This window comes from Stieleria maiorica (assembly GCF_008035925.1).
Lineage (GTDB): Bacteria > Planctomycetota > Planctomycetia > Pirellulales > Pirellulaceae > Stieleria > Stieleria maiorica.
Map to the genome: position 1 here is coordinate 6552334 of NZ_CP036264.1, position 21726 is coordinate 6574059.

Genomic DNA, 21726 nt, shown 5'->3' on the forward strand with positions numbered 1-21726 from the left:
ACAGGCGAGAGCCGCTTACAACGATGGCTCGCGGTATGACCGGACTGCCAGTGATCGCCAACGGCGGATTGCATGATCCAGATCTCGCCGACGACGTGATCGGGCGCCGAACCGCTGATCGACTGCCGCCGACGGTCACTCGGAGCGGCCGCCATGATGCCGAACTGCAACATCCCCTGCAAACTGTGCGGAAGCTGGAGGGCCGTGAATCATAGGACCAATAGGACAGATGGGACCTATAAGTCCTATGCGCCCTATTGATCCCACTTCACCTTCATTGCCCCATCGTCGAAGGAGTGGTAAGGCACTGTTCCCAATTTCCGCCAAAAAAGAGATGCATAGTTCAAAATTTCGAGAGACAACTTGAGCTCGGCGGCATCCTCGGTGTGGAATCAATCCACAGCAACTTTGTGCACGAAACTCAGGCTCGAGTCGCGGTGTCGACTCAGCGATAATCTGCACGTCTTAGGTATCCTACTGAAGGAGAAGGTTTTGCGGATAAATAACCTCGGCACTGCAGGTTTTCATTGCACACGCCTCATGCTTTCCATTGCATGTATATTGACCGTTCCTGCGAGACTCGCAGGCGAGATGCCGGAACCGGCATGCGAAATCGAGGGAATATCGGAATATCAGTTGGACAACGGGCTGAAGGTGCTTTTTGTGCCGGATTCCTCGATTCCTACCCTTACTGTCAATATCATCATTCGCGCTGGCTCGCGTCATGAGCCGTATGGGCAAAAAGGTATCGCCCATCTCTTAGAGCACATGATGTTTAAGGGAACGGTCGCCTTTCCAGACGTCCGAAACGTCATCCGACGAAACGGCTGGTCGATGCAAGCTTCGACGTGGAATGACTTCACGAACTACGAATCAACCATGCCCGGTACACGCGAGAATCTGGAGAAAATAATCCACTTTGAGGCGGATCGCTTCGCCAATCTCCGCTTGACACCGAGTCAGCTGACCGAGGAACTAAAGATCGTCTTGAACGAAAACAGCAACGCGAAAGCGAGTCCAGAAAACGTTCTGACTGAACAGATGATTTCGGTGGCGTTCCCTTGGCACAACTATGGCCGAGCGACTATTGGAAATCAGGGTGACCTCAGCAAGATGACGGTGGACTCTCTGGAAGCATTTCGCCGGACGTACTATCGGGCCGACAATGCAACGATTGTCCTGGCAGGAAGATTCGAACCACAGTTGGCGCTGGACAGCATCCAGACACACTTCGGTGGACTCAAGTACCCTGAACGCGTACCTCCAATCGAATCGACGATTGATCCGCCACAGACCGGCGAACGTCGAATAACGGTGAGAGGGATGACCGGAAAACCGGTCGCAGCGCTTCTTTACCACGGGCCGGCGGGAGCTCATGAAGACTTTGCCGCATTCGAGATCTTTCTCAGTGCATTGATGGACACGACACCTGGCTACCTTTGGGCGCAAGAGCGATTTCGATCGGCTGCCCTGGTTTCCCCCGACATCCTTGGAGATGGCCAGCTCTGGGGGCGAATCTCAGGATTGAAGCAACGCGGATTCGTTGAGCTGTATGGGACGATGCCGACCGATTCGGCTCCGGAACCGTTGTTAAACGAGCTTGTCGCTGCCACCGAGCACTTTGCCGAGAACGTGACACGCGAACAAGTGCGATCAGCGAAACGCCGAGTTCTTGCCAGAATGCAGAGTCAGCTGCTTGACCTTCGGTCGTTTGCGGTTGAGCTTCGCTACTGGGAATCCCTTGGCAATTGGCGTTTGTACTTTCTGCATCGCGACCGAGTCAAAAACGTTCGCGTCGAAGATGTTCAGCGGGTCGCCAAACGGTATCTACATCGCGACAATCGAACGGAAGGACTTTACTTTGCCTCGAGCGAGCCCGTATTGACGACAATTCAAGAGCCGCACGTACCACCGGAGTCTTTCGATGGTTTTCATCGGGAGAGTACGATTTCTGTCGGCGAATGGATTGAGCCGGATCCGTTGGCGGTTGAAAGCCGGGTGAGTCGCCGTTCGTTTCCCAACGGAGTGAAGGTAGCTTTGTTGCAAAAAAGGACACGCGGGTCGATGGTGCACGCGAGACTAACGTTCCGACTCGATAGCACCGTCATGCCCGTGGTAAACGCGGGTGCACTTTTGTTGCTCCCAAAACTGATCACTTCAACGAACGCGAAAGCGGCCGCGCGCCTGCGTGTTCCCGGATCGGTCGGACTTGGAACTACCTTTGGAAGCAGAACGGTTGATGGACTCAGCATCACCATTCGCTCAGAGAAGGAGCATTTCTTGTTGATGCTCGAACGACTCGATCATCTGCTTAGCGGGCCTTGTTTTACGCAGGATGAATTTGAAACGCTCAAACGAACGAACGTCGCCTCGTTGGAGCGTCGCTCAAGACTTCCCTACCCCTTAGCCGATGAACACCTGCGCCGAAGCGGAGCTAAATCGCTACAGGAGGAGTTGGATTCGCTGAAGTCGATCAGATTCGCGGATATTCTTGACTGTTACCAGCAATTGACCGGTAGCGTGCATGGTGATTTTGTAGCAGTTGGTGATTTCGAGCCGGAAACAGTCATCGCGAAAGTCGCACCACCACTGGACCGTTGGCAGTCGGAGCGCGAGTTTCAACCTCCCGCTTCCTATCAAGTTGAATCCGAGTCTACGGAACTGCAAATTGACGGGAGTCCGTCGGCATGCTTTGCTGGTGACCTCTATGTCCAAGTCGGCCGGGACCACCCAGACTACGTCGCGTTGTTGGTTGCGCATCGAGTTTGGATGCTGCGTCGATTAATTCCTCGGATCAGCCAGGATGTCGGTTTGTCATACTATTACTCGAACTCTCTCCAGCCCCTGCCGGGCACGAATCAGTCCCGAGTAAGCTTGCGAGCTACCTGCGACTCAGTAAGGCTTTTGGAGTTGAAACGAGCGATTGCCGATTCATTTTATTCTCTGCATTCAACCGAGATCACAGTCGACGAACTCAGTCTCGCAAAGGAGCATTTGGCGAATTCAGCGCGGATGAAATTCTGGAGCGACAAATCACTGCTTTCTAGCCTCGCGGAAACGACCAGCGAAGATCGAAGCTTTATCGACGAATCTAACCTGATGCGGCGAATCAATGAGGTAGGGTTGGCCGACGTGCAGCAGGCAGGCAAAAACTACTTGAATTTCGATCAAATGGTAATCGCTGTAGCTGGGGACGTTGCGCTTACAGCAGATCCAGATCAATAAGGACGCCATCTTTTCGTCATGTCGGCTGCATCACGGACGGTGTCGAGGGCCTCCCCACATGGACGTCGGTCGGATCACTGCTCAAGTCGTTTCCGCAATGAGTCCATCGAAATGCCGTTCGGGACCGCTGCGCCGAGATGACTTTCTTTGGGCGCGTCGAGCGATTGCACGACAAACGATCCGATTTGAAAGAACTCCTTCAGAAACGGTGCCGCACCGAGAACATCACCTAACGGCTTGCAGTACTCCATCGTCGTCTCATCATCTAAGCTCGCGATGAAGCTGACGATACCTTCCGGTTTTCGACCAAGCCCAAACATGCTGTTCATCGCCTGTTGGTGAGTCTCGTCGTCTGAATGTTCGAGCGTACTGCAGAGTTGGTCGGTCGCATCGATTGGCTCCAACGAATCGGCTAGAGACTCTTCGATCGCTTCTGCCATTTTCACCGTCAAATCGATGACGACCGACATGCCTTTCACCACACCCTGAGACTGCGGTACCATGAATTTGAGCGTCTCTTCTACGATGCTTTTGAGAGGGAAAATGAGAGCTCGAAGTTGAGGCTTTGAGTAGGCGTCCTGGGTCAAAAGAAGATCGTGAACACCTCCGGGAGTCCGAATCACGATCGACGGTTCGTCGACAGTCCCCTCAGACAAGACCGACTTCAAATCCGGACGCTCCCGTATCGTGGACTTGATGTACATCGTGAAGTTTTCCGCCCGTCTCGGCCCGTTTCGTTTTTAGAGACTCCGTCTCGGTTTATATTGCAGCCATCATGCAATGTCAAATTTCGGTTTACGCACTGCTCCTTCATGCCTAAGCCGTTGTTTTCGAGTGAGTCGCACACGAGTTCCTTGCCGATACCGGATCGCAAAAATGCGTCTCCTCACGCGACGGTACCCATGCGAGTTTAGATTAGAAGCGTCCTTCGGGTGATCGGTTCCACCGGCCGGCGGCGCGGCATGGGCGGTACCGTCCAAGGAGTCACCTGGGCAAAAGGGTTTCAGTCGCCAACCTCAGCACCCCCGGCAGGATTCGAACCTGCGACACCAGCTTTAGGAAAGCTGTGCTCTATCCCCTGAGCTACGGGGGCGTGTTGGCGTCCACGTTTTACCTTGCCGGTGTTGCCAGGAAAACCTGTCTCCGCTGGACGCGCCATTTCTTTGCAAAGAATCGGCCCCCTCCATTCGAGGGTCCGCCATAATGGAGGCCTCTCGCGACACCGAATTCCCTCGATCGGAGACTAGTGAGCGTGTTTGCAGCCAATCGTTCGCCGCATTTTTGGTTTTTCGTGTGTTTTGCCACCTTGCTCGGCTTGGGATCCTGTTGGGAACGCTCGGCCGGTGCGCAGGAGACCACCGATGACCAATCCCCCACGGTTTCCGAACAAGAACGCGCGACCGCCGAGAGGTTTCTGCAGGTGTTGTTGCGGCGGCCGCGGCCTGGAACGGCACTGAATCGCGTTTACGGGTTCCATGTGCAAAACGGGTCGTTGGATGATTTTATCGACTCATTGGACGTTCCCGATGACGCCCCCGATGCCGGTCGGAAACGGATGATTCTGGGCCTGCTGCAATCCCAGCGCGGTCGCCACGCCCTGGCGGCAGAGGCATTTGCCAAAGCAGAATCGCTGCAGGAAGACGACTACGCCAGCAGCTACTACCTGGGACGGTCCCTGCTTGCCATCGGTCAAACGGAAAAGGCCGCCGCGGCGATCGAACGCGCGATCGAGCGCAAACCGGCTCGCAACGAAGCGCTTCCCATCTTCACCGAACTGGGACGCATCTACAGCCGCGCCGGCCAAAACGAAAAAGCGCTTCGGGTCTGGCAAAAACTGGAATCGCTGTTTCCCGGCGATGCGCGTGTCGGCGGGCAAATCGCCAGCACGTTGGCGGACGAAGGAAACGTCCGCGCAGCATTGCAACGATTCGAATCGCTTGCCAAGACGGCCCGAAAAGATGATGACAAGATCGCGTTCGCGATCCAGGCCGCCGAAATGCGCCGGCGACTCGGGCAGACCGACGAGTGCACGCGAGCTCTGGAGGCCATCCTGGCTCGGCTGCGTCCGGGAAGCTGGTTGTACAGTGACGTCCGAAATCGGATCGAAGCCGGGTTCCTAAAATCCGGTGACTACGACGCCCTGGCAAACTACTACAACGAAAAGCTTGCCGAATCCGAAGACGACCTGGCGATGCAAATTCGCTTGGGGCGAATCCTGGTGTCCGCCGGCCGGATCGACGAAGCCGCAGAAACGTTGGCCCAAGCAATCCAGCGAGCGCCGGACGACGCGAACGTGCGGCTGGCGTTGATCGATGTCTTGGTCAGCAAGGGAGACATCGCTGCCGCCGCCGAACAGTTCAAATCGCTAGCGGAAAAAGATCCCGACAACCCCGATCTGTTGCTCCGCTGGGGACAGACTCTGTTGCAAGACGATTCGCGGCCGCTCGCTGAGAGACGTGCCGCCGCCGCAGGTGTTTGGCGACGCTTGGCCGATCGCCGGCAAGACGACGCCGTCGTGTTGTCGCAGATCGCCGATCGCTTGCGCGGGATCGATCGCAAGGACGATGCCATCGGCTTGTACGAACAAGCCATCGCCGTCGATCCCGATTCGCCGCAGTACCGCGAGTATCTGGGCGAATACCTGCATCGTCTGGACCGAAAGGACGAAGCGATCCAAACATGGCTGTCGATCGCCGAAGGAGACCGTCGCAATCGCGATTCGCTGGTCCGTCTTGCAGAGGTCTTTTCGACGTTCAAAGAAGACGATCGTGCGATGGAGGCATGGCGCGAGGCCGCCGAATTGAATCTCACATTCCCCCAAGAATTACGATTCGCACGTCGTTTGCGCGACGCGGCGCTGTACGACGAAGCGATCGCGCGACTGGACGCGGCCGAAACGATCGCCGAGACTCCCGACGAGCATGAACAGTTGCTAAAGGATCGCATCGCGACCTACCAGGAAGCCGGAACACTGCCACAACAAATCGCCTCGCTGGAGGCCGAGCCACCGACGGCCGAGAACCTGCGGACCCTGGCGATGATGCATGCCGCCGCCGGACAATGGGCGGATGCCGAGGTGGCCATTCGCGACGCGGTCAAAAAGCAACCCGATGATCCGAGGGTGTTGTTGGTGACCGCGGAGATCGCCGAGGCGCAAAATCGATTTGCCGAGGCTGTCGCGTCGTTCCAAACGCTGGCTCGTGTCGAGGTCCGCTTTCAAACGAACTATCTGCAGCGGGTCGCCCAATTGCAAATGCGTTTGGGGCAGGTCGATCAGGCGATGGAGACGTGTGATGCGTTGATCGACGCAAACCCGGCAAGCCCGGAATCGTATCAATTCATGGCGCGGCTGGCATTCCGCGCCGGACGCGACGACCAGGCGATCACGGCGCTGCGGCGTGCGATGAACATCGCGCCCCGCGACAACGCTCCACGCCGGATGCTGGCCTCCGCTTTCGCCGACCGCTATCGCACCGAAGAGGCGATCGAGTTGTATTGGCAGGCGATGCGCTACGAATCGAAAGCCGACGACCGAATCGCGTTGGTCAAACAGCTGGCCCCCTTGTATGACCGACAGAATGAATTGGACACGCTTGTCGGGCGAATCGACCAGATGGCACGCGACGACGTCGATGCGCGAACGGTCCAGTTGATGATTTCGGCGGCTCATGAGGCGGTCCAGGACTACGGCGCGGCGCGGCAAGCCATCGATCCGCTGCTGGCCGGCCAGCCACGCGATGTTTCACTGCTGGAGACCATGGTCCGTTTAAGCGACGCGGCCGATGACGTTGCCACCGCGGCCGAGTTTCAAGAACGCATCGTCGCGCTGGCCGACACCCCGGAAAACCGTTTCAAACTGGTCCAGCTACAGCTCGACGCCGACCTGATCGACATCAAGACGGCGCTCAGCGACCGAATTTCACTCAGTTCCGACCCGGCACGACTGGGGGCAATGATCCGCTCGGCCGTTCGACGCGGGGATCGTCCGACGGCGATCGCGATTTGTGAAGAAGCCGTTCGACGCGACCCCGCCTTGTGGGACGTGAAACTGATGCTGGCCCAGTTGCTGCTGCATGAGCGTGGGGACGGCGAACCGGAAAACGCACAAGAGGAATCGTATCCCGAACCGCATCGCCGCGCGATCGATTTGGCCCGGGAGATCCGGCAGCAGGAGGTGCCGTTGGATGCCTTGCCGCCGGCGGCGCGAAAGCAGTCAGGCGGCAGTGCGGCCCGGCCCACCGGTTACGACACCAGTCCACGTCGCTGGACCAGCAGCTCCTACGCACTGGCGCGCGGCTATCGGCTCGGTCGCTATGCCAGCGGAAACTATTCAAGTTCTGCTAACAGCTACACGACGGTCGATCCGTCGTCCTTCGGTCACGCCCGTGTGCTCGCCACGGCGGTCGAAATGGTCGCGATCGCCAAACGTTTTCCGGACGACGAAGCCAGATCGAAAATGGAGACGCTGATCGATCAGACGGTTTCACTTCCGGCGGTCGAACAGATCCGTGACGCCGCCGTGATCTGGGAACACCGGGCACTCCAGTCGATCCTCGGCTACCTGACGTCATCGTCGACTTCCAGCAGCGAGGCCGAATCAGCCCTCACCGAAAAACTGAACTGGCGACTGGCCGAGTTGGATCCCAAAGACGGCGCAACCTATTTGCGAAGCATGTTGATGGGCAAGATCCGGTCGGCGGCGCAATCGAAGGCCAACGACGAGACGCCGGCCGCTGACAAGTCCGGTGTAGCGCTCACGGAGTCACAGGTCCAGTTGGTGGTCAAGCTGTACGAGCAGGCGTTGGCAGACGCCACGGCCGGCGGCAACTCCGCTGCCTGGTCAACCCTGTCGGATTATCGCGTGATCTTGTCCCGTCATTTCGAGCGAACGGGCGACACGGCGCGGGCGAAGCAGTACGCGCTCAAGGAACCCGCTGCCGATGCCTCGTTGAACGAACTGATTAGGGCGATCGCCTACTATTTGAACCTCGACCAGGTCGACCAGGCCGACACACTGGTCAATCGTCTGATGCCGGCCGTTCGCGGCGACGGGAGCGGAAGATCAGCGTCGTCAAGCAGCGTCACCGGGACCGCCGGACATTTGGCGACCGCCGGCCCCCACGGTGCCGAATTCGTCGATCGGCATCGGTTTGCGATTCTTGACGCCGTTCTGGCACAAGCGATCAAGAACAACATGACAGCGGCACGTCGCAGCACGACATTGTCCGACGGCACGATCAGCACCTACGTTCGCAGCGCGCAACGCAGTTATTATTCGTTCCAAGTCAAAGCACCGCTGTCAACGGACTTGCTGAGCCAGCAAGTCGTCAACGAGCTGTCGAGTCTTTTGTCCGGTCCAGAAAGCGGCCAGCCGCGCGGGTTGAACTTGACCGACGAGGTGCTCGAACACCTGGACCGGTCACCTGGCGATGCACCGATTCGAGAACAAAAGGTCCGCCGGGTCCTGGCCGCGTTTGCCTATTGGTGGACGCAGCGGCCTGAGGAGTGTTATGACCGCATCGAGCGATTGAGCCGAGAGTTTCCGGACGACGTCGACTTGCGGATCGAACAGGCACGATTGGCGAGCGAATTGGCACAACCTCGCCTGGCCCTGTCGTTGCTCGATTCGTTCGATCCGCTCGACAGCGGCATGTTGGTTCGCAAAGAGATGGCGGCGATGAATCTGGCGTCGCAGCTTGGGGACGTTGAACGTGCCAGGCAGGCGGCCGAGCGTTTGTTCGGGATGCGGATGGACAGCCGAACGCAGCTGGCGCTGGCCGACCAGCTCCGCCGTCTGGGGATGCCCGAAAAGGTCGCCGCCGTGCTGCGTCGGCTGCGCGGCGGTCGCGCCCGCGATGAACGAACCGAATTGCAAATCGCGCAGGCCTTCCTGGCCAACGACGAGCAAGAAGCCTCCGCGGAGGTCGCCTACACGCTGCTGCGCAAGCTCAGTAGCGGGCGCGCTTCGACCAGCAATCTTGCGTACTACCGCCAGCAAGCCGTGTCGATCCTGCAAAACGCCAAGCGGCTCGATCCGCTGATCGAACAAGCCCAACGTCGCGTCGCATCCGCACCGGCTTCGGTTCGTGCCCGCATCGAATTGGCGGAACTTTACACCGCGGCTGGCCGGCAATCGGATGCGCAGGACTTGTGGGGCGAGATCGCGAAATCCAAACCCAACGATCCGCGACAGTTGATCGCCCGCGCCGCGGCACTCTACAAAGCCAAGCAATACACGGAGGCCACCGAACTGTATCTCGATGCTTTCGAAAAGGACCCGCAATTGCTCAGTCGACATGTTTACGACTTGACCCGCGCGGCGGATCGTGGCGGTGACACCGATGCGATGTTTCGACGATTGACCGAGTTTGATCCCGAGTCGATCCAGAGCTACCGGTACGACAATCTGATCAACGTCGGGCGGCGAAAAGCGTTCACCGATGCGAAGCGAAAATTCGTCGCCCACGCGTTGAAGAATTCGCAGGTCAAGCAAGATTTTTATCGCTACATCCGAAACATCCCCGCGACCGAACGAGAGAAAATTCCCGAGATCCGTCAGGCGATGATCGACGTCGTCTGCGGTGATGACGCTTTCACGGCAACGTCGTCGACGTGGCGGGTCACCAGCCGGTCGTCCGGTGGCACGGCAAACGGGCCGTTGAAGGACATCTTATCATTGCTCCGCAGTGACGCTGAGGCGCGCGAGCGATTCGATGAGGCGGTTGCCAAAGCCCTGCAGAACGAAGCGACCGCGCCGACGGCAGCCTTTTTGGCGGCGCTGGTCGATGTCGCCGACGATGAAAAACGCAGCGCTGCGATCGAGTCGATTGTGGAATTGATGGAGCCCGCCGTCGCCGCCACCGTGTCCGGCGGTTCGTTCCAACCGGCCATCAGCGGTGGATTGCTGTGGCAGGGCGGCCAGGCTCTGGAGTCGGTGTCCGAGATCAACGACAAGACCGCTCTGTTGGTTTCGATCTATGAAGCCGCCGGACGCGACCCGAGTGTCTCGATGACCGATATGCGGTTTTCCGTCGGGGCACGATTGGTCGATGCCCTGGCAGAGGACGGTCAAAATGCCCGGGCCAGGACGTTTCTGCTGTACGCATACGAGAAGACGGATCATTCATCCGACAACTTGCACAATCCCGGTTATGGCGACTACCAAGACATCCAGTCCTACCTGTCGATCGCCGAGAAGTTGGACGGCATCGGGTATCCGATCGACGCACTGATCATTCAGCAACGATTGGTCGCCATGCCCGACCGGTTCGCCAAAGCGAAACGTTGGGGCGGCGGATTGTCGCTAGAAAAGGCCGAACAAACGGCCGAGCAATATGCCAAGAAGATCACGACCGAGTCGTCGGTCGAGTACTTGAACTTGCTCGGCGAATCGTTCCTGGACTGCAAGGATGAACTTGCGATCCGCTTGTTGGATTTGCCGCTGGAGATGGTTCTCGGTGGGGATGCCAAATCGGGACTGCAGATCGCGATCGATTCGGCAGTCGGATCGGACGACGGTCGAGCGGCTATGACGTCACTGTTCGATTTGCTGCAGGCACATTCACTCCAGCGACCCAAGGATTGGTCGATTCCTGCGGCACAGCTATTACTCGCGCTCAAAATACGGCCCGATGACCTGGATTCGTTGGCCGAAGAACTGACCGACCGGCTTCCTGACGAAGCGGCGTTGCAGGTCACGACCGAGTCAGTGTTGTTAAAGCCGTTGGCGGAGTTGTTCGTTGTTGCCGCGGCGGCTTCCCAGAGCGATTTCGACGTGGCACGGCGGATTGCAAAGGATCTGGGTGAGTACCTACGTCTGGTCGCGACCAAGCATCACCAACCGGGGCTTGATCTGGCGGTCGCTTCGTTGGGCGGTGACGACGAGGCGTCGCTGAACGCATTCTTGGATTCGATGGAGAATGCGTTCGAGTCGGGGCAGACGCAGAGGACGACTTACTTCGACGCTTGTTTTAAGATCGCAATCATTGCAGCCAAGCGTGGCCAGATCCAGACCTCCGCCAGGGCGCTGAAATTGGCACTCCGAGATGGGCCACCGCACAGCCGAGTTGCGGTCGCCGCGGACGCGTTTGCGATCAATCAAAACCAAAACGTCCAATCGGTGCCCGCCGATGACGGGACGGACGATTTGACGGCTCGATTGCTTGAGTTGATCAACTTGTATTCCGACGCGACCGGTGAAAAACTCGGTCGACAGGAACCCGAATTTGACAGGGACGCGGACCGCGACACGGTCGACGCTGATGTTTGGTTGGCACTCGATCAAGCCCTCCGCGACGTCGTCCTGCCACCTGGTCAACCTGGGATGGTGTACCCCTATGCCAGACGGATCGCGTCGCGGACAAGCTATGACAATTATTCCAGCGATGATGACCTGAGGCCCCAGTCGGTTTCGATTGCGATGGCACACACCGCCGCCATCGCCGGCACGTCGGACTCGCTGATCCAGTTGATCGCGTCGCGCATGGAGTCGGTGGCGGACAAAAAGGTCGCCGCGAGTGTCATGGTCGATGCCGCTCTTGCCGCTGGCGACAACGAGGTGTTGGCCGAGGCGCTGGATCGGTTTGCCCAGGCCGTGGACGAAAGCTTGCCGAGTGCCAAGGTGCTGGCGACGAAGCCTCCCCAGATGAGCAGCATCTCGTCGCAGACCCAGCAAGAATCGTTTCAGAAAAGCGACCTGGTCGACCTGATGGTTCGTACTTTGGCGCCGCTGGTTGCAGCGAAGGACCGCGTCACACCGCAGACCTATGCGCGGGTGACCGAATTGTTCGCACGCACCGAGCGGTTGATCCAGTCGGACAGCTACACCGCCGGCCGACACCGCGAGATCGCGCGGCGGATTCGCGACAAGGTGCTCGCCGGGACGGAGCAAGCGGCGGGGCACGCTGATTCTGAGAACGCTTTGAACCAGCCACTCGATGTGCTCAAAACGTGGATTTTTGGTGGGGGTGGCGGTTAGCTGGGCTTGGGGAACCGAAGAAACCCACGGATGGCAGCGCGAACCCACGGATGGGATGCGGTCGGGGATCCGCCGGTTCTCGGCAACCGCCACCGATTTCGATACACTTCTCCGCATGCGGGAGTTTTCCTCCCGCACCGCAATTTTTTCCCGCACCAGGACACGACGATGCCGCTGTGGCAGATTGACATTTATCCCGCCGAGAACGAGATCGACCGCGAGGGCGCCCGCACCAGCGAGGAAATTCATGAGTTGGGCATCGGTGACGACGTTCCGGTCGTTTTCGCCCGCGGTTTCTTGGTCCAGGGTGAGATCGACGGCGACCAGGCCGAGCAGATCGCCCAGCAGTTGTTGGCCGATTCGGTGACCGAGCGGACGGTCGTGGCGGTCGCCGGTGATGCGGTGTTGAGTCAGCCGCCGGCCGAATCCGGCGACATCCGGCTGGTCAATGTGCTGCCCAAACCCGGCGTGATGGACCCGGTCGCGGCCAGCACGATCGGTGCGGCGCGGGATTGCGGGTTCGACGTGCAATCGGTCCGCACGATGCGGAAGTACTGGATCAGCGGTGTGGACGAGCCGACGTTCCAAACGATTTGCCGCCGCGCGCTGTCCAACGACTCGATCGAACAAGTCGTCGCCGGGCCGCTGGAAATGGACCAGCTGGATGTCGGCACGGCGTATGACTTTGAACTCGTCCGCGTCCCGATCCGCAGTCTGAGCGACGACGAACTGGAAACGCTCTCTCGCGAGGGCCAGCTGTATTTGACGTTGGTCGAAATGCAGACGATTCGGGACCACTTCGTTTCGCTCAATCGCGATCCGACCGACATCGAACTGGAGACGATCGCGCAGACCTGGTCGGAGCACTGCAGCCACAAGACGTTGGCCGGACGGATTCATTACCGCGGTGTCGGCGCCGACGGAACGCCCGGCGGTGACGAACGACAGTATGACAACATGCTCAAGGAGACGATCTTTGCGGCCACGCAATCGATCCGCAAGAGCTTGGGCGACGACGATTGGTGCGTCAGCGTGTTCAAAGACAACGCAGGTGTGGTGACCTTTGACGATGATTTTCACGCCTGTTTCAAAGTCGAAACGCACAATCACCCCTCGGCACTGGAGCCCTATGGCGGTGCCAACACCGGAATCGGCGGGGTGATCCGCGATCCGATGGGAACCGGCATGGGGGCCAAACCGGTATGCAACACCGATGTGTTTTGTTTCGCCCCGCCGGACACGCCGGCCGACCAGCTTCCGCCGGGCGTGTTGCACCCGCGACGTGTGATGAAGGGTGTCGTCGCCGGGGTGCGTGACTATGGCAACCGAATGGGCATTCCGACGGTCAACGGCGCGGTTTATTTCGACAAACGTTACTTGGGCAACCCGCTGGTTTACGCCGGCAACGTCGGCATGATTCCCGTCGGCATGGAAGACAAGCAAGTTCACCCGAACGATCTGATCGTTTCGATCGGGGGCCGAACCGGACGCGACGGAATCCACGGCGCGACGTTCAGCTCGGCGGAATTGACCAGCGAATCGGAATCCTTGTCCGGCGGTGCGGTACAGATCGGCAACGCGATCACCGAAAAGATGGTCTTGGACGTCTTGATGCAGGCCCGCGATCGCGGACTTTACAACGCCGTGACCGATTGTGGGGCTGGCGGATTTTCCAGCGCCGTCGGCGAAATGGGCGAAGACGTCGGTGCGGAGGTTTGGTTGGAGAAGGCACCGCTGAAGTACGACGGTTTGTCCTACACCGAAATCTGGATCTCCGAGGCCCAGGAGCGGATGGTGCTGGCCGTGCCGCGGGCAAAGTGGGATGAGCTGCGTGAGCTGTGCGAGAGCGAAGGCGTGGAGGCGGCGATCCTGGGCGAGTTCAAACCGACCGGGCAGTTGCACCTGACCTACCACGGCGAAACGGTCGGCAACGTCTCGATGCAATTCTTGCACGACGGACGCCCGCCGGTGATCCGCGACGCCGTGTACGATCCGCCGGCCGCCGAGCCGCTGGATCTGCCCACGTCCGTTTCGGCGGAAACGCATCAACAGACGCTGTTGAAAATCCTGTCCAGTTTGAACGTCGCCAGCAAACATTGGGTCATCCGCCAGTACGACCACGAGGTCCAAGGCGGCAGCGTCGTCAAGCCGCTGGTCGGACCGCAATGTGACGGCCCCGGCGATGCCGCCGTGATTCGTCCGCTGCTTTCCAGCACTCGCGGGCTGGTGATTTCCTGTGGCATGAACCCGCACTACGGCGACTTCGACACCTATCACATGGCCGCGTCGGCGATCGACGAAGCGATGCGGAATGCCGTGGCGGTCGGTGCGGACCCAAGCAAGATCGCGATCCTGGACAACTTCTGTTGGGGGTACACCGATCGCCCCGAAACGCTCGGCTCGCTGGTTCGCGCCGCGATCGCCTGCCAGGACGTCGCCGTCGCGCTGGGCACCCCGTTCGTCAGCGGCAAGGACAGCTTGAACAACGAATTCAGCTACTTCGACGATGGTGGCGAAAAGCAAACCATTTCGATCCCGCCAAGTTTGCTGATCAGCGCGATGGGCCAGATCGCCGACGTCTCGCTGGCCGTGACGATGGACGCCAAGGAGTCGGGCAATGCGGTCTTCCTGATCGGAACGACCAAAGACGAACTGGGCGGGTCACATTATTGTTTGAGCGAAAACCGTTCCGGTGGCAGCGTCCCGACGGTCGACGTCCCGGTGGCCAAGGCGACGTTTGCTGCGGTTCACGAAGCGATTTCGGCGCGGATGCTGCGAGCCTGTCACGACCTCAGCGAGGGCGGCTTGGCCGTCGCGGCGACGGAAATGGCGATGGCCGGCGGCTTGGGCATGGAGCTGGATTTGGACGCGGTCGCAGAAATCTCCGCCGAGGGGCTGTCCGACACGTCGCTACTGTTCAGCGAATCCAATTCGCGGTTCCTGGTCGAATTGCCGGTGGATTTGGTGGATCAGTTCACCCCGATCTTTTACGCCCACGGCGTCCAGGCGGCTCGAGTAGGTACAATAACCGAGAACGGAAAACTGACCGTCACGCGATCCGGTGCCACCGTGCTGGACATCGAAATCGCGGCGGCCAAAGACGCTTGGCAAAAACCACTCGACTGGTAACCGGATGATCTCTCCCAGCTCGCAATCCGATTCGACAACAACGCCGACCTGGACGGTGGTGGTTTCTCGCGGACAATCCCGCAATCCCGCCAAACGCTCGCTGGAACAGTCCATCGCCGATGCGGCGTCGGTGCTCGAGGGCACCGAGGTGTTGGTGGTGCCGCACCTGTACGATTTACCCAAGGGCGGCGAGTCGCTTCAGAAGCTGTCCGAGCTGGAAGGGAATCTGATCGTCGTTTCATGGATCTTTCCCCGGGCGGCACATTGGGTGCTCGATCGAAATGGCGTCCGCGGGCAATTCGTTCCGGTGGCAATCGGTGACGCCGAAGACGAAGACGACGAATCGACTGAGCCGGCCGCGTCGGATGTCGATCGCGTTGCCGATTTGTATCCCCGCCCGAAGCGTCAAATCCACTGCATCGATTTAAAGGCCGAGCAGAGTCTGGAACGGTTCACCGACGCGATTCGTGGTCTGGTACTCGGGGAAGACGCCTCGGACAGGGGCGCCGACGACGCATCGTCGGCCGGCGAGACTTCGTTGCCGATCGTCGGCGGCCAGATCGTCCAGGTCGACGAAACGACGTCCCGCCGCTGGTACCCGGTGATCGATTTCAGCCGCTGTACCAACTGCATGGAGTGCGTCGACTTTTGTCTGTTCGGCGTCTATGGGGTCGATGCGGCCGAAACGATTCTTGTCGAACAACCCGACAACTGTCGCAAAGGGTGCCCGGCGTGCAGTCGAGTGTGCCCGGAAAACGCGATCATTTTCCCTCAACATAAAGCGCCCGCGATCGCGGGCGCCGAAACGGGTGGCAGCGAAGGGTTCAAGATCGACCTGTCGAAGTTGTTCGGCGCTCCCGATGGGGGTGACGATGCGATCGCAACGGCCGCCCGAGAACGCGACGAACAATTGCTGTTGGCCGGTCGAACCGCCGTCGGGATCGATGAGCAACTGCAGCGCCGTCAGCAGGACTTGACGGCTCAACCCAAAGACGACCTGGATCGTTTGATCGATTCGCTGGACGAGCTGGATCTGTAGCCCATCGGGGGAGATCGCCTTCAGCGTGCGGAACCGTTTGCAACGACGGTCATCGAAACGTGTAGACTAAAGTTTCGACTTCTCACTCCATTCGCCGCACGTTTGCGACAGCGTTAGCGGCGAGTCCGACGACAAGTTTTTGCAAAGGCTCAATTTCGATGGGACTATTATCAGGCATGCTGGGTTCGGCGTCCGAGGCGAACCTGGACAAGGTGGAAAAGCAGATCGCGTCGATCGTCATCGAGGACGAATCGGTGGAAAAAGCCTACCAATTGGTCCGCGACATGATCGTGCTGACCAACAAGCGCATCATCGTGATCGACAAGCAGGGGATGACGGGACGAAAGACCGAATATCTGTCGATCCCCTATCGCAGCATCGTCCGCTACTCGATCGAAAGTGCCGGGCACTTTGATTTGGATTCGGATTTGAAACTCTGGCTCTCCGGTACGGCGGAGCCGTTGACGTTTGATTTTCGCAAGGCCGAAAACGTCGCCGACATCATTCAAGTGATCACGCGGCATACCTGTCGTTAGTTCACATCGGGGCGATTCGCCGCGATCCCATGTCGGTGGTCAGCACGACGTGGGCGTCGAACGCGTCTTGGATCAGTCCGTGTTTGATCGACTGGTGATCGGGATCATCCCACAGGTCGTTGAACTCCCACGGATCGTTCCGCAGGTCATACAGTTCGCCGAGCCCTTTGTCGTGGTACAGGCACAACTTGTAACGCGGGGTCCGGTACATCGTGCCGAACGTCCCGACGCCGCCGGTGAAGTGTGGATCGAGAGCGTCGAAATACTCGCTGCGAACGAAGTCGTGGTGGTGCGACGGATCGGATTGCCCATGCAGAATCGGCAACAGACTCTTGCCCTGCATGTAGTCGGGGCACTCCAGTCCACACAATTCCATCAGCGTCGACGTCAGATCCAGCAATTCCACCAGGCCGTCACAGATCAACCCGGATCGGAATTGCCCCGGCCAGGAAAAGATCAACGGGACCCGCACCAGCCCTTCGTAGAATCGGCACCCCTTGAACATCAGCCCGTGGTCACCGAGCGCTTCGCCGTGGTCGCTGGTGAAGATGATCACGGTGTTGTCCCGCGCGCCGGTGCGGTCGAGCGTTTCGAGGATCCGCGCGAACTGGTCATCGATCTGGGCGATCATGGCGTAGTAGTCGGCTTGGACGCGATTGGCGTTATGTTGCTCGGGGGTGCGGATTTCGTCCTGAAAGTCCAGCGAGGCGAGTTTTTTTTGTTGAACCAGATCCGAGTCTCGGAAGTGCGGTCCCGGCATGTCGGCCGCATCGAACCGATCCGCGTAGGATTTGGGCGGAATGAACGGTGGATGCGGATCGTAGATGTTCAGATTCAACAGCCAAGGCTTGGTCGATCGTGCGTGGTCGTTGATGAATTCGATCGCGCACTCGCTGGCCCAGGTTGTCTGGTGAAATTCCGTCGGGACATGTTCCTCTGACTGTCTCATCGCGTCCAGATCGCCGCCGCGATCGGAGACCCACTGTGCGTAGTCGTGGCCTTCGGACCAATCGTCTCGCGGCGCGTGGCTGAACTTCCAATAGGAAAACCCGTCATCGATCCGCGGTTCGGTGCGATGCCCCGCACTCTGCAAGTGGAACTTGCCGACCAGACCGCAGTCGTAGCCCGAGTCGGCGATCAATTTGGTGATCACCGGGGGATAGGACGGAAACGATTCGTTGCCGTTGCGGGTGTTGTGCACGCGGGACGGATACATGCCCGTCATGAAACTGGAACGACTGGGCGTACAGATCGGGCTTTGGCAATACGCATGAGTCATCGCGACGCCGTCAGCGACCAGTTGGTCAATGGTCGGGGTGACCACATGCGGGTTTCCCAACGCACCGATGGTGTCGAAACGTTGTTGGTCGGTGCAATACCAGAGGATGTTGGGACGCATAGAATCGACGGTGGATGGTGAGAGGAAATGAAGTGGGGTGAGTAGCTGCCTTCGCCAGAAAGTGGATCCCCGGCGTTTTCCACGCTCGCATCGAGCGTGGCTACGTCAAATCGGCGCTGTCGGGGCGCGTCGCAAATCGCCGCCATAGTGTCCACGCCACCATCGCCAGTGCAAGCAGACACAAGCCCAGCGAGATCGGTTGGGTGAACATCGGCATCAAACTGCCGCCGCTCTTCATCAGCCCCGCCGCCAGGTGTTCTTCGCCGATCGGCGCCAACACCAATCCGATCACCAGCGGCGCGATCGGGATTCTGAACCGTTCCATCAGGTAGCCGACGACGCCGAACGCAAGCATCACCCAAACGTCGAACATTCGATTGGCCAACGCGTACGAACCGATCACACAAAAGACCATCACGACGGGGACCAGGACATAACTGGGGACGCGTGCCGCCCGCACCATCACACGTACCGAGGCCAACAGGAACAGTAGCGTCAGCACGTTGGCGATCAACATGGTTCCGACAATGGTTTGCACGGCCAGGGGATCGCTTTGAACCAGCATCGGCCCGGGTTGCAGCCCGTGAATCACCAATGCGCCCAACAAAATGGCATCGATCACGCTTCCCGGGATGCCCATCGCGACCAGCGGGATCAGCGCCCCGCCGACGGTCGCGTTGTTGGCGGTTTCGGATGCGACGATCCCCTCTTCGCTGCCGCTGCCGAACCGTTCCGGAGTCTTGGAAGCTCGGCGGGCTGCCGAGTAGGCGATGACCGAACCGACGTTGGCACCGATGCCGGGTAAGATTCCGATCCAGGTTCCGATCAGAGCCGAGCGGAGCAGATTGACACCGTGGGTCGCAAGATCCCGGATGCGGAAATCCAGCTTGTCGCCCTCGGTCGTTTCGGCCACTTGGCCCGCGTCGCCGCCGTCCAGGATTTGGCGGATCACTTGGTTGACGGCGAACAGGCCGATCAAGACGGGTAAAAGTTTGAACCCATCGTCCAGTTCATGGATCCCGAAAGTCCATCGCGTCATGCCGGTCGCCGGCGACGCTCCCGGCATGGCGATCATCACACCGAGCGCGCCCGAGAACAGCCCCAGGCTGAGCGATTTGCCGCCGACCGATGCGATCAGGATCATCGCAACGACCACCAACGCGAAGAATTCAAAGGGGCCGAACGTCAACGACCAGACCGCCATCGGCTGGGCCAGGCAGACCAGGAATCCCCAAGAGATCATTCCGCCCAGAAAGGACCCGCCGATCCCCAACGCCAGCGCGCGTCCGGATTGACCGCGTCGGGCCATCGGGTATCCGTCCAGCGTTGTCATCATCGAGGCCGGCGTCCCCGGGATCCGCAGCAAGGTCGCCGTCACCAGCCCGCCGCTGACCGATCCGACATACATCGCCACGAGCAAGACGAGAGCCAGCTCGCTGGGCATGGAGTACGTCAGCGGCAACGTCAATGCGATCAACATTGCGCCGGTCAATCCCGGGATCGCCCCGACGAAGATGCCCAACAACGATCCGATCGCCGCCATCAATAAGGCGGTCGGGGACAACAAAAATTCGATCGCGACGTCGGGCTGGGTAAACAAACGATGATTCTCCTGGAAGGCATGAGTCTACGGCAGATCCACGACCAACACTTCGGTAAACAGGTGATGCATCACGACGCTCATCATCACACTGACGATCAACAGAGTCAGCGTTGCCTTGATGGGGTTGGTCTGTCGTGACGCAAGCAAGGGCCACAGCAGGATCCCTCCGCTGAGCAGCGCGTAGACGGCCGTCGCCGGCACGAATCCGGCCAGGCCGAACTGCAGGCTGATCACATAACCGATCGTCAAGCATCCGATCCCCGCCAGTTGGGCGCGGTTGGCCGGACGCCCGTTTCGCGCGAGGTCGACCGTCTCGCGTCGCATGGCGGTGCGGCGCCGGAACGATTGAATGGACGCAGCCGCGGCGGTCATGATGAAACCGACCAATGCATAATCGGCAAACGGTGGCAGGTGCAGTTCGGACGTCGGGGCGGCCGCGGCGATCATGCGGTCACGCTGGTCGATTTCCACGTCGAGCGCCGGGCCTCGCAGCATCGTCGGTGTGATCTTCATTTCGGCCAGTGTTTGGCGGACCTGGTCGGTTTGCATGGCCGCCTGCAATGCATCGGCAATCGTCTCGATACGATCGGCCGGTGTGCCGAGTGGCGCCCACCAGAACTGCATGTTCTCGTTGATGACGTCCAAACCCTGTTCGGTTGCGGTCGCCAGTTCGGGCAGGTCGGGGTGTCGCTGGGGACCGAGCAGCGCCAAGGCCCGGATCCCGCTGGGTTTAAATTGAATGTATTCCGCGATCGAGAATGAAGACACATCGACGTGGCCACCTTGCATCGCGGCGAAACGTTTCGCTCCGCCGCCGGTCTGGGTGAAACGAAACTTGGCCCCGACTTTTTTCGATTGCAACATCAACCCGGCGAAGTGGCTGGGTGCACCCATGTTGGCCGCAAAGACGATCGAATCCGGGTGCTCGGTTGCGTCGCGCATCAACGCCGGTAGATCCGCATACGGTGAGTTGTCGTTGACCGCGATCACCTGGGATGCGTTTCCCGTGCCCGCGATCGGGATAAACGCATCGGCGCCGTAACTTGCACTGCCCGAATGGCGTGCGGTCAGGATGCCGTCGTGCAGCAGCAACAGCGTGTAACCGTCGGGGCGCGCGTTCTTGACACGACGGCTGCCGATCGTCCCCCCCGCTCCCGGCACGTTGATGATCACCAACCGCTGCGGCAGCAGACGATGCGTTTCGATCGCGTTTTGCAGCACACGTGCAAACGTGTCGCTGCCGCCGCCGGCGCCGAAAGGGACGACCAGCTTGATCGGCCGCCGCGGGTACACACGCGAGTCCTGCGGGGAATCATCGCAACCGCACAGCGACATGATCAGCAAACAGCAGCCGATCCAGCACATCAGGCGACGCAGCGGTCGAATTTGGAGCCGATGCCGGGGGCTGTTTTGTCGGGAAAGGGCCGGTAGGTACAAAGCGATACGGAACGTTGGGGGGCGGGGAGTACGCGGCAAGCTGCGGGAGACCGCCCTCAATATATGGAAGTTTTGTTCGCAAGATCGCGTGCAATCGGTTGAAAAAAGCTTTAGGGTGGATGCACAAGGCCTTGCCTTGGGGAGTCTCGTTTCCTTGCCAACCGTTTAATTCAGGTGTTCACGATGAAGCAAGCATGGACCAAATCTGCCGTTGCTCTCCTGATGATCGCAGCGTTGGTGTTATGCGGCTGCGGCCCGTCCAAGGAACCCACTGGTCCCGAGGAAGGGTCGATTCAGGCGTACTTGGATGCGAATCCCGAGGCGGCGGCTCGAATCGACGAAGATGACGAATCGGAAGAGGACGACGGAACGGGAGAGTGA

At 59.5% G+C, this 21726-nt stretch carries 11 protein-coding genes and 1 tRNA gene; 7 read left to right on the top strand and 5 right to left on the bottom strand.

Annotated elements, in window-relative coordinates:
- Window positions 1–35 precede the first annotated feature (35 nt).
- Together Mal15_RS22200 and Mal15_RS22205 are read left to right on the top strand one after the other, a co-directional pair.
- Window positions 36–215 (top strand): hypothetical protein, encoded by a 180-nt coding sequence (locus tag Mal15_RS22200; RefSeq protein WP_167546533.1) that lies wholly within the window; start codon window positions 36–38, stop codon window positions 213–215.
- Between the two features lie 325 nt (window positions 216–540).
- Window positions 541–3225: a M16 family metallopeptidase gene (locus tag Mal15_RS22205; protein ID WP_147869775.1), complete on the top strand. Its 2685-nt coding sequence runs from the start codon at window positions 541–543 to the stop codon at window positions 3223–3225.
- A gap of 74 nt (window positions 3226–3299) precedes the next feature.
- Here Mal15_RS22205 and Mal15_RS22210 read toward each other — a convergent pair whose 3' ends face one another.
- On the bottom strand, window positions 3300–3812 hold the full coding sequence (locus Mal15_RS22210) for a hypothetical protein (RefSeq protein ID WP_147869776.1): 513 nt from the start codon (window positions 3810–3812) through the stop codon (window positions 3300–3302).
- Between the two features lie 433 nt (window positions 3813–4245).
- A tRNA-Arg gene (locus tag Mal15_RS22215) sits at window positions 4246–4318 on the bottom strand.
- Window positions 4319–4516: 198 nt separating this feature from the next.
- Between Mal15_RS22215 and Mal15_RS22220 the strand changes: the two genes are divergently transcribed.
- The 4 genes from Mal15_RS22220 to Mal15_RS22235 all read left to right on the top strand — a co-directional run bounded on the left by Mal15_RS22220 (window position 4517) and on the right by Mal15_RS22235 (window position 16906).
- The gene (locus tag Mal15_RS22220; RefSeq protein WP_147869777.1) at window positions 4517–12202 is read left to right on the top strand and encodes a tetratricopeptide repeat protein; all 7686 of its coding nucleotides are present in this window, start codon (window positions 4517–4519) and stop codon (window positions 12200–12202) included.
- Window positions 12203–12370: 168 nt separating this feature from the next.
- Window positions 12371–15331: a phosphoribosylformylglycinamidine synthase subunit PurL gene (gene purL / locus Mal15_RS22225; RefSeq protein WP_147869778.1), complete on the top strand. Its 2961-nt coding sequence runs from the start codon at window positions 12371–12373 to the stop codon at window positions 15329–15331.
- 4 nt (window positions 15332–15335) lie between these two features.
- A complete protein-coding gene (locus Mal15_RS22230) occupies window positions 15336–16370 on the top strand; it encodes a 4Fe-4S dicluster domain-containing protein (RefSeq protein ID WP_147869779.1) in 1035 nt (344 codons plus the stop codon).
- Window positions 16371–16528: 158 nt separating this feature from the next.
- On the top strand, window positions 16529–16906 hold the full coding sequence (locus Mal15_RS22235; protein ID WP_147869780.1) for a PH domain-containing protein: 378 nt from the start codon (window positions 16529–16531) through the stop codon (window positions 16904–16906).
- Between the two features lies 1 nt (window position 16907).
- Here the strand turns inward: Mal15_RS22235 and Mal15_RS22240 are convergent, their stop codons facing one another.
- The 3 genes from Mal15_RS22240 to Mal15_RS22250 all read right to left on the bottom strand — a co-directional run bounded on the left by Mal15_RS22240 (window position 16908) and on the right by Mal15_RS22250 (window position 21273).
- The gene (locus Mal15_RS22240; protein ID WP_147869781.1) at window positions 16908–18305 is read right to left on the bottom strand and encodes a sulfatase family protein; all 1398 of its coding nucleotides are present in this window, start codon (window positions 18303–18305) and stop codon (window positions 16908–16910) included.
- 100 nt (window positions 18306–18405) lie between these two features.
- Complete coding sequence (locus Mal15_RS22245; RefSeq protein ID WP_199773711.1) at window positions 18406–19905, bottom strand: tripartite tricarboxylate transporter permease; 1500 nt, start codon at window positions 19903–19905, stop codon at window positions 18406–18408.
- Between the two features lie 27 nt (window positions 19906–19932).
- Window positions 19933–21273: a tripartite tricarboxylate transporter substrate binding protein gene (locus Mal15_RS22250; protein ID WP_147869782.1), complete on the bottom strand. Its 1341-nt coding sequence runs from the start codon at window positions 21271–21273 to the stop codon at window positions 19933–19935.
- A gap of 255 nt (window positions 21274–21528) precedes the next feature.
- Here Mal15_RS22250 and Mal15_RS22255 point away from each other — a divergent pair, with 255 nt between their 5' ends.
- A complete protein-coding gene (locus Mal15_RS22255) occupies window positions 21529–21726 on the top strand; it encodes a hypothetical protein (RefSeq protein ID WP_147869783.1) in 198 nt (65 codons plus the stop codon).